The following is a 10242-nucleotide window of genomic DNA, read 5'->3' as shown; positions in this document are numbered from 1 at the left end:
TGGCGCAGGAGCAGCGGCGACAGCGACGGCAGGGACCTACACCGGCAGCATCACCCCAAGCGCAGCCACGGGCGGAACGTTTAATGCCAGTAATTATACGATTAGCTACGCAACCGGAGACCTGATCGTAGACAAGGCAGCCATCACCATTACAGCTAATACTGTTCATAAAACCTACGGACAAACGCTGACAACAACCACCGGTTCGACAGCCTACACCATCACCAGCGGATCACTAAAGAATGCGGAAACCATAGGCAGCATCACCATTGCTTATGGCGCAGGAGCAGCGGCCACAGCAACGGCAGGGACCTACACCGGCAGCATCACCCCAAGTGCGGCCACCGGCGGAACCTTTAATGCGAGCAACTATACCATTAGCTACGCAACCGGAGACCTGATCGTAGACAAGGCAGCAATTACCATTACAGCTAATACTGTCCATAAAACCTACGGACAAACGCTGACAACAACCACCGGTTCGACAGCCTACACCATTACCAGCGGCTCCTTACAAAACGCGGAGACCATAGGCAGCATCACGATCGCATATGGCGCAGGATCAGCGGCCACAGCAACAGCAGGGACCTACACCGGCAGCATCACGCCAAGCGCGGCCACGGGCGGAACGTTTAATGCCAGTAATTATACCATTAGCTATGCAACCGGAGACCTGATCATAGACAAGGCAGCCATCACTATTACAGCTAATACTGTTCATAAAACCTACGGACAAACACTGACAACAACAGCCGGTTCGACAGCTTACACCATCACCTCAGGTACTTTACAAAACGCGGAAACCATAGGCAGCATCACGATCGCATATGGCGCAGGATCAGCGGCGACAGCAACAGTGGGTAATTATCCAAATACGATCACCCCAAGCGCGGCCACGGGCGGTACGTTTACTGCGAGCAACTATACCATTAGCTACGCAACCGGAGACCTGATCGTAGACAAAGCAGCCATCACCATTACGGCTAATACTGTTCATAAAACTTATGGACAAACGCTGACAACAACAACCGGTTCGACAGCTTATGCCATCACCAGCGGTACCTTGCAAAACGCAGAGACCATAGGCAGCATCACGATCGCATATGGCGCAGGATCAGCGGCCACAGCAACAGTGGGTAATTATCCAAATACGATCACCCCAAGTGCAGCGACCGGCGGAACATTTAATACCAGCAACTATACCATTAGCTACGCAACCGGAGACCTGATCATAGACAAAGCAGCCATTACCATTACAGCCAATACTGTTCATAAAACCTACGGACAAACGCTGACAACAACCACCGGTTCAACAGCCTATACGATCACCTCAGGTACTTTACAAAACTCGGAAACCATAGGCAGTGTAACGATCGCATATGGCGCAGGAGCGGCGGCCACAGCGACGGCAGGGACCTACACCGGCAGCATCACGCCAAGCGCGGCCACAGGCGGAACGTTTAATGCAAGTAATTATACGATTAGCTATGCAACCGGTGACCTGATCATAGACAAAGCAGCCATCACCATTACGGCCAATACTGTTCATAAAACCTACGGACAAACGCTGACAACAACCACCGGTTCAACAGCCTATACGATCACATCCGGCTCCTTACAAAACTCGGAAACCATAGGCAGCATCACGATCGCATATGGCGTAGGAGCAGCTGCCACAGCGACAGCAGGGACCTACACCGGCAGCATCACGCCAAGCGCTGCCACGGGCGGTACGTTTAATGCCAGTAACTATACCATTAGCTACGCAACCGGAGACCTGATCATAGACAAAGCAGCCATTACCATTACGGCCAATACTGTCCATAAAACTTATGGACAGGCACTGACAACAACCACCGGTTCGACAGCCTACACCATTACATCCGGCTCTTTACAAAACTCGGAAACCATAGGCAGCATCACCATTGCATATGGCGCAGGAGCAGCGGCGACAGCAACAGCAGGGACCTACACCGGCAGCATCACCCCAAGTGCAGCCACGGGCGGAACGTTTAATGCCAGTAATTATACCATTAGCTACGCAACCGGAGACCTGATCGTAGACAAGGCAGCCATCACCATTACAGCTAATACTGTTCATAAAACCTACGGACAAACGCTGACAACAACCACCGGTTCGACAGCTTACACCATCACCAGCGGATCACTAAAGAATGCAGAGACCATAGGCAGCATCACCATTGCTTATGGCGCAGGAGCAGCTGCCACAGCAACAGCAGGGACCTACACCGGCAGCATCACGCCAAGCGCGGCCACGGGCGGAACGTTTAATGCCAGTAACTATACCATTAGCTACGCAACCGGAGACCTGATCGTAGATAAAGCAGCAATCACCATTACAGCCAATACTGTCCATAAAACCTACGGACAAACGCTGACAACAACCACCGGTTCGACAGCCTACACCATCACCTCAGGTACTTTACAAAACGCGGAAACCATAGGCAGTGTAACCATCGCATATGGCGCAGGAGCAGCGGCGACAGCGACGGCAGGGACCTACACCGGCAGCATCACCCCAAGTGCAGCCACGGGCGGAACATTTAATGCGAGCAACTATACCATTAGCTATGCAACCGGAGACCTGATCATAGACAAAGCAGCCATCACCATTACAGCTAATACTGTCCATAAAACTTACGGCCAGGCGTTAAGTGGCTCAGCCGGTTCAACAGCCTATACCATCACCTCAGGTACTTTACAAAACGCGGAAACCATAGGCAGTGTAACGATTATTTATGGCGCAGGAGCAGCGGCGACAGCAACAGCAGGGACCTACACCGGCAGCATCACGCCAAGCGCGGCCGCGGGCGGAACGTTTAATGCAAGTAATTATACCATTAGCTATGCAACCGGAGACCTGATCGTAGACAAGGCAGCCATCACCATTATGGCGAATACTGTTCATAAAACTTACGGACAAACGCTGACAACAACCACCGGTTCAACAGCCTACACCATCACCTCAGGTACCTTGCAAAACGCGGAGACCATAGGCAGCATCACCATCGCATATGGCGCAGGAGCAGCGGCGACAGCAACAGCAGGGACCTACACCGGCAGCATCACGCCAAGCGCGGCCACGGGTGGAACGTTTAATGCGAGTAATTATACGATTAGCTACGCAACCGGTGACCTGATCATAGACAAAGCAGCCATCACTATTACGGCCAATACTGTCCATAAAACTTACGGACAAACACTGACAACAACAGCCGGTTCGACAGCGTACACGATCACCAGCGGCTCCTTACAAAACTCGGAAACCATAGGCAGTGTAACGATTACTTATGGCGCAGGAGCAGCGGCGACAGCAACAGCAGGGACCTACACCGGCAGCATCACGCCAAGCGCGGCCACGGGTGGAACGTTTAATGCGAGTAATTATACGATTAGCTACGCAACCGGTGACCTGATCATAGACAAAGCAGCCATCACTATTACGGCCAATACTGTCCATAAAACTTACGGACAAACACTGACAACAACAGCCGGTTCGACAGCGTACACGATCACCAGCGGCTCCTTACAAAACTCGGAAACCATAGGCAGCATCACGATTACTTATGGCACAGGAGCAGCGGCGACAGCAACAGCAGGGACCTACACCGGCAGCATCACCCCAAGCGCGGCCACGGGCGGAACATTTAATGCGAGCAACTATACCATTAGCTACGCAACCGGAGACTTGATCGTAGATAAAGCAGCCATTACCATTACGGCGAATACTGTCCATAAAACTTATGGCCAGGCACTGACAACAACCACCGGTTCAACAGCCTACACCATCACATCCGGATCACTAAAGAATGCAGAGACCATAGGCAGCATCACGATCGCTTATGGCGCAGGAGCAGCGGCGACAGCAACAGCAGGGACCTACACCGGCAGCATCACGCCAAGCGCGGCCACGGGCGGAACATTTAATGCGAGTAACTATACCATTAGCTACGCAACCGGAGACCTGATCGTAGATAAAGCAGCCATTACCATTACGGCGAATACTGTCCATAAAACTTATGGCCAGGCACTGACAACAACCACCGGTTCAACAGCCTACACCATCACATCCGGCTCACTAAAGAATGCAGAGACCATAGGCAGTGTAACGATCGCATATGGTGCAGGAGCAGCTGCCACAGCAACAGCAGGGACCTACACCGGCAGCATCACGCCAAGCGCGGCCACGGGCGGAACGTTTAATGCCAGTAATTATACCATTAGCTATGCAACCGGAGACCTGATCATAGACAAAGCAGCAATCACCATTACGGCCAATACTGTTCATAAAACTTATGGCCAGGCACTGACAACAACCACCGGTTCGACAGCCTACACCATCACATCCGGCTCTTTACAAAACGCGGAAACCATAGGCAGCATCACGATTGCTTATGGCGCAGGATCAGCTGCCACAGCAACAGCAGGGACCTACACCGGCAGCATCACGCCAAGCGCGGCCACGGGCGGAACATTTAATGCGAGCAACTATACCATCACTTACGCAACCGGAGACCTGATCATAGACAAGGCAGCAATCACCATTACGGCCAATACTGTTCATAAAACCTACGGACAAACACTGACAACAACCACCGGTTCAACAGCCTATACCATCACCTCAGGTACTTTACAAAACTCGGAAACGATAGGCAGCATCACGATTGCTTATGGCGCAGGAGCGGCGGCCACAGCGACAGCAGGGACCTACACCGGCAGCATCACGCCAAGCGCGGCCACCGGCGGAACGTTTAATGCAAGTAATTATACCATTAGCTATGCAACCGGAGACCTGATCGTAGACAAGGCAGCAATCACTATTACGGCCAATACTGTTCATAAAACTTATGGACAGGCACTGACAACAACCACCGGTTCGACAGCCTATACCATCACATCCGGCTCCTTACAAAACTCGGAAACCATAGGCAGTGTAACGATCGCATATGGCGCAGGAGCAGCGGCGACAGCAACAGCAGGGACCTACACCGGCAGCATCACGCCAAGCGCGGCCACGGGCGGAACGTTTAATGCGAATAATTATACGATTAGCTACGCAACCGGAGACCTGATCGTAGACAAGGCAGCCATTACCATTACGGCCAATACTGTTCATAAAACTTATGGCCAGGCACTGACAACAACCACCGGTTCGACAGCCTACACCATCACATCCGGCTCTTTACAAAACGCGGAAACCATAGGCAGCATCACCATTGCATATGGCGCAGGAGCAGCGGCCACAGCAACAGCAGGGACCTACACCGGCAGCATCACGCCAAGCGCGGCCACGGGCGGAACATTTAATGCGAGCAACTATACCATTAGCTATGCAACCGGAGACCTGATCGTAGACAAGGCAGCCATCACCATTACAGCCAATATTTTCCATAAAACTTATGGACAGGCGTTAAGTGGCTCAGCCGGTTCAACAGCTTACACCATCACCAGCGGATCACTAAAGAATTCAGAGACTATAGGCAGCATCACCATTGCATATGGCGCAGGAGCAGCGGCGACAGCAACAGCAGGGACCTACACCGGCAGCATCACCCCAAGTGCAGCCACGGGTGGTACGTTTAATGCGAGCAACTATACCATCACTTACGCAACCGGAGACCTGATCATAGACAAGGCAGCCATCACTATTACAGCTAATACTGTTCATAAAACCTACGGACAAACGCTGACAACAACCACCGGTTCGACAGCCTACACCATCACATCCGGCTCCTTGCAAAACGCAGAGACCATAGGCAGTGTAACCATCGCTTATGGTGCAGGAGCAGCGGCCACAGCGACGGCAGGGACCTACACTGGCAGCATCACACCAAGCGCAGCGACCGGCGGAACATTCAACGTCGCTAATTATAATATTGCCTATATTCCAGCTGACCTCACTGTTACTCCTGCCGCGATTACGGTTACTGCCGACGCAGCAACAAAAGTATATGGTAGTTTGGATCCGGCGTTAAATTTTCAGATTACATCAGGTACCTTACAACCTGGTGATACATTTAGTGGTAATTTAGGTCGGACACCTGGCGAAAATGTAGGTACATACGTAATTAACCTAAATACTCTGGCTCTCAGCACAAACTATATATTGACTTATGTTCAAAATAATCTGAATATAACACCTGCATCATTAGTAATTACTGCTGACAATGCTACTAAAGTTTACGGTGCTGCCTTGCCGCAGTTGACAGCAAATTATAGCGGTTTCGTTAATGGCGATTCTCCAGCTAGCTTATCTACTTCACCAAACCTGACTACAACCGCCACACAAGCCTCGCCGGTAAATAGTTACATAGTAACAGTTAACGGCGCTGCAGATCCTAATTATAATATATCTTATCATCAAGGTACCCTGACCGTAACGCCGGCAGTATTAAACGTTAGTGCAACCGGAATTAACAAGGTGTATGATGGTACTATCAATGCAACTGTAAGTTTAAGTGATAATCGCATCAGCGGAGATAATCTGACCATCGCTTATACTACCGCGTCTTTCAGCGATAAAAATGTGGGTGCCGGCAAATCTGTAAACGTTCGTGGAATAACAGTGAGTGGCCCGGCAATAGCCAATTATACTTTTAATTCTTCTACCATTACTACTGCTGATATCACCAAAGCCAACGTCACTGTAAACGCTCAGCCAGTTGCTAAAGTTTATGATAAGAAGGCCGTCTCCTCGGTAAATCCGACAGTTACCGGCTTGATGAGTGGCGATGTTATTGCGACAGCGCCGGTTCAATCTTATAGCAATGCTAACGCAGGTACAGGTAAAACAGTTATTCCTTCTGGTTTGGTGATTAACGATGGCAATGGTGGTAATAATTACAATATCACTTATACAAACAGTACAGATGGTACCATTACGCCAAAAAGCATAGCCGTAACCGCACAAGCAAACAACAAGGTTTATGACGGAACCAATAGATCGGCTACTGTGCCGGTAATGGACGCATTAATAAGTGGCGACGTGGTGGCTATATATCCTACGCAGGTTTATGCTAATATAAACGCAGGAACAAATAAAGTGCTGGTGCCATCTGGTGCAGTAATCAGGGATGACAATAATGGCAATAACTATGTTGTTAACTACATTAACAACAATAGTGGAGTAATTACGCCAGCTACATTGACTTATACAGCTAACGCGGTGACAAAAGTTTATGGCAGCGCAAATCCTGTATTTTCAGGCACTGTCACCGGATTTGTTGGTGTCGATACCGAAGCTTCGGCAACAACAGGGACGCCTATTTTCATAACTTCGGCTAATTTGGGTAGTTCCGTTGGAAATTATGCGATAAATGGTTCGGGGCTTGCTGCAAGTAATTACGTATTTGTTCAAGCTTCAACTAATAATTCGGCTTTAACTATTACCCCTGCGGATTTGACAATTAAAGCTGACGACCAAACCAAAGTATATGGCTCAACAAATCCTCCACTGACATTAAATTATGCAGGTTTAGTAAACGGTGATAGCCCGGCAATGCTAAATACACAGCCGGTAATCAGGACCAATGCTGATGCGAGCAGCCCTGTAAATATTTATCCTATAACGGTTAATGGAGCGTCGTCGGCTAACTATACTATAAACTACGTGCCGGGAACATTAACGATAACCCGGGCGGCATTATCGGTTTCTGTAGACAACGCCCAACGCAGCTATGGCAAAGCCGATCCGGCATTTACTGTAAATTATAATGGTTTTGTTAATGGCGACGATCAGCGTGTGTTAACGAGTCCGGTTCTGGTTGCCACTCCGGCCAAGATTGGTAGCTTGCCTGGCACTTATCCACTTGCTGTGAGCGGCGGCGCATGTGACAATTATACCATTAACTATACCAATGGCATACTTACAGTGATGCCTTTAACTAATGCTTCATTAGATAACTTATCTTTAAGTGCGGGCCTGCTTACACCGTCTTTCGATACCGATATTCAAAATTATACTATTGATGTACCTTACTCGACCAATCAAACAACGGTTACGCCTATTATGGGCGATCAAACGGCCAATATTGCAGTTAAGGGTATTCGGGTATCAAACGGAACCGCATCTCAAAGTATTCCATTAGCGGTTGGTACTAATGTTATTACTACAGTTGTTGTTGCGCAGGATGGTATCACCAAAAAAACTTATACTGTAACTATAAACCGGGCACCTCAACCTGTAATTACCGTGTTGGGCATTTTACCTTCGCAATCAACAATATACGGCAATGCATCGTCAATAGCCTCGTTCACTGTTTCGGGCCTACATATGGTTGAAGGGATCTTGATTACTGCGCCTAAGGGCTATGAGTTGAGTCTTGACAAAGATTCATTTAGTAAAACGCTTACTATTGGTGCCGGGGCTACTGTTGCACCTACTTTGGTCTATGAACGATTAGCAGCAACTGATGTAGTAGGTACTTATCAAGGCGATATCAAATTAAGTTCGGGTGAAGCAAACAATGTGACGATGTCTACCGGCGAAGGTACCGTAAGCCCCGCGCCGTTGCAAATCATAGCTGATAACAAAACCAAGGGAACAGGCCTTACTAACCCACCACTCACAGTTACCTACAAAGGCTTTGTTAATACTGACGGACCGGGCTCACTTGTTACGGCACCGACGCTTAACACGCCTGCAACTGTTACATCAGCCCCGGGGACTTACCCAATTGTAGTGGGTGCAGCTGCTTCGCCAAATTATCAGATAACTTATCAGGAAGGTACATTAACTGTTGCCAGCCTTGATTTCCCTAACTCATTTACTCCAAATAATGACGGCATAAATGACACCTGGGTAATTAAAAATATTGAGGATTATCACAATCTTACGGTCGAAATTTATAATCGCTATGGTGCGCGCGTCTTTTATTCTGTTAATTATCCATACCCATGGGATGGTAGAATGAATGGCAGCGACATACCGGCAGGTACGTATTATTATGTTATCCGCCTGGGCGGCGAAAATAGGCCATTATCCGGCTCGTTAACGGTTATCAGATAAGTAGGCAAACCAGCAGTGAACTGAACTGTTAAGTAAATATGCCTGCATCTAAAACTCCGATTTATACCGCTTTGGCTGCCAATATAGTTATTGCGGCTACTAAACTGATTGCCGCCGGCATCACTGGTAGTTCAGCAATGGCTTCAGAAGGCATTCATTCACTTGTCGACTCCAGCAATGAGGTATTGCTATTACTCGGTTTGCGTCACAGCCGGCGCCCGCCCGATACCAGGCGTCCTTTTGGTTATGGTAAAGAGCTTTACTTCTGGGCTTTTGTAGTGTCATTGTTGTTTTTTGCATTAGGTGGAGGTGTGTCTATTTATGAAGGCATTCACCATTTGCAAGAACCTGAACCGATGAAAGAGCCGGTGTGGAATTACATTGTGCTCGGTGTTGCATTTTTATTTGATGGTATTTCTTTTATCACAGCCCTGCGCGAATTTAACCGCCAGCGTGGTGGGACACCATTTTGGCTTGCTATCAGACGCAGCAAAGACCCATCTACTTTCGTAGTGTTGTTTGAAGACGCAGCAGATGTTATAGGTATAATTATAGCTTTTATTGGTATTTTTCTCAGTCGCCTGTTAAATAACCCCTACATTGACGGTATTGCCTCAATCCTCATCGGATTACTGTTAACCACCGTGGCTTTGTTGTTGGTACGGGAAAGCCGCAGTTTGTTGATGGGGGAGACCGTTGCACCGGAAGAATTAGCCGAAGTGAAGAAACTGCTATTAGCCGATAAATCTGTTCGCGAAGTATTCGACCAGCAATCCATGTATCTGGGCCCCGAGGAAGTGATCTTACTATTGCGTATTGGCTTTGAACCTGATCTGAGCAGCGAAAACGTAGCTATGCTTATAAAGCGATTACGTCAACGTGTTTGTCAGCATTATCCACATTATCGCCATTTATTTATTGAACCAGTTTAGCTTATGATTACAAACTGAACTCTTATCTGACCCTGATCCTCTTGCCTTCGCTGGTGATTGCCGTTCCCGTTAGCACCGATCCACTCTTGAATAAACGTTGCCTTCTTTCGCCTACCGATAAACGAAGATAATTAACCGTAAAATTAACTGAATAGTAAAACATTTATATTGTTAGTTGTTATTAATAAAGAATTCTATGAAAACAATTAATTCAAAACCCCAAAATCAATCGGGCAGCCGCTGACAGCCGACATTATGCAAGGAACGCTACGTGCAGGAGGA

Annotated in this window: 2 protein-coding genes; both read left to right on the top strand. The window is 48.4% G+C overall.

Annotated elements, in window-relative coordinates:
* On the top strand, nucleotides 1-9028 hold a 9028-nt coding region (locus ABD772_RS02345), incomplete at its 5' end, for an MBG domain-containing protein (protein WP_345100813.1).
* Nucleotides 9029-9066: 38 nt separating this feature from the next.
* Complete coding sequence (locus ABD772_RS02340) at nucleotides 9067-9960, top strand: cation diffusion facilitator family transporter (RefSeq protein WP_345100812.1); 894 nt, start codon at nucleotides 9067-9069, stop codon at nucleotides 9958-9960.
* The last annotated feature ends 282 nt before the right edge of the window (nucleotides 9961-10242 follow it).

The organism is Mucilaginibacter panaciglaebae (genome assembly GCF_039539265.1).
Classification (GTDB): Bacteria; Bacteroidota; Bacteroidia; order Sphingobacteriales; family Sphingobacteriaceae; genus Mucilaginibacter; species Mucilaginibacter panaciglaebae.
Note: the sequence above shows the minus strand (reverse complement) of the source record. Positions and strands in the feature narration are given on the sequence as shown.

Excerpts from the sequence above, each read along its gene's own strand:
- ABD772_RS02340 (WP_345100812.1), top strand. The coding sequence starts at position 9,067 with ATGCCTGCATCTAAAACTCCGATTTATACCGCTTTGGCTGCCAATATA.